The 1,385-nt window shown below is 65.2% G+C and carries 2 protein-coding genes; both read right to left on the bottom strand.

Annotated elements, in window-relative coordinates:
- Positions 1-132: 132 nt before the first annotated feature.
- The gene (locus tag QMX83_RS21445) at positions 133-504 is read right to left on the bottom strand and encodes a VOC family protein (RefSeq protein ID WP_282298645.1); all 372 of its coding nucleotides are present in this window, start codon (positions 502-504) and stop codon (positions 133-135) included.
- Entirely contained in the window at positions 504-1,229 is a 726-nt protein-coding gene (locus QMX83_RS21450) for a hypothetical protein (protein ID WP_282298646.1), read from the bottom strand. The genes QMX83_RS21445 and QMX83_RS21450 overlap by 1 nt, the downstream gene beginning before the upstream one ends.
- Positions 1,230-1,385: the final 156 nt, after the last annotated feature.

The following is a 1,385-nucleotide window of genomic DNA, read 5'->3' on the forward strand; positions in this document are numbered from 1 at the left end:
GGGCTTGCCCGGCTGCTCTTCGCCGCAAGGATCACGCCAACGGCAGCCGGGCAAGCCCGGCTCTACAGTCAAAGGTTGCGCCAACGGCAGCCGGTCATGCATGGCGCGGAAGGCAGCCGGGCAAGCCCGGCTCTACCCGTTGATGACGGCTTCGATGCGGTGTCCGTCGGGATCGATGACGAACGCGGCATAGTAGCGATCGCCATAATCCGGGCGCAGTCCGGCTGCACCATCGCCGGATCCGCCTGAGGCCAATGCGGCGGTATGGAACGCATCCACCTGCGCGCGCGAACTCGCGGCAAAGGCAAGATGGAAGCCCGCCCCGGGTGGGTGCGCGTCATCGCGCAGCTTCAGACACAGCAGGTCCTGATCATCGACAAGACCGTATCCGATGGCCTCGTCATCCTCGAACACACGTCGATATCCCAGCGCGGCCAGGGTCGCGTCGTAGAACGCGCCGGCGCGCGCAAGGTCGCGCACACCGAGAGAAATGTGGTGCAGCATCACGGAGCGCTTCTCCCCTGCTGCATCGACGCATCCTCCTCATCGAGCGCCATGTAGCCCTTTCCCCCTACATACAGGACGTACTCGAAGCTCTGCTCCATGCCGCTGTAATCGCCGCCCTGTCGCGTGTCGTACTTCGCGCCCACGCTGAGAGTGTGGCGTCCGCGCGGCAGCGGGTCGAGCAGGATCCAATAGCCGTCTGCGGCCGCCAGCATGGAGCTCTTGTCGTCCGGATCCATGCGGAAGCAGCCGTCGCTGCTGACTCGACGCTTGCGTACATCCGGTAGCGGCTTGCCGTCCAGCAGGACCACGGCACTGACCAGATGGTCGTTGTTCATTGCCGCGCCCCGCTGCAGGTAGCGGCAGCTTTCATCCCCGTCGATGCCGTAGCTGATCATGTTGATCACCGGCAGCAGCACATGCTTGCCTTCGGGCACCTCGCACTCACGCCGGGGCTCGAACTGCCCATCCGTGCCGGCCAGGAACCAGACCGGACCCGACTGACCGAGATGGCACAACTGGCCATCCGGGTCGAGATACGGCGGAATCTCCTGCGTGTCGGCCCAGCGCCACCAGCGTGCGGTCCATTCGGACAGGCTCACGCCGTCGACGGTCTGGGCTTCCGCTGCCGTGCGCGCGGGTTCTGGTGCGCAGGCTGTTGTTGCGATTGCGGTCAACGCGAGCAGCAGCGTCTGCCGCAGTTGCCATCCTTTGCTTGTGTGCATTCCGTGCTCTCCGGTTGGAGGCTTACAGTAGCAGCATCCGATGCATGGGGATGCCTCGACGCGGACGCATGGGATCCGTCGACGCATCCGCGTAGAGCCGGGCTTGCCCGGCTGCCGTTGGCGTGATTTATCCCGCGAAGAGCAGCCGGGCAAGCC

It is taken from the genome of Stenotrophomonas sp. PS02289, assembly GCF_029960115.1.
Taxonomy (GTDB): Bacteria; Pseudomonadota; Gammaproteobacteria; order Xanthomonadales; family Xanthomonadaceae; genus Stenotrophomonas.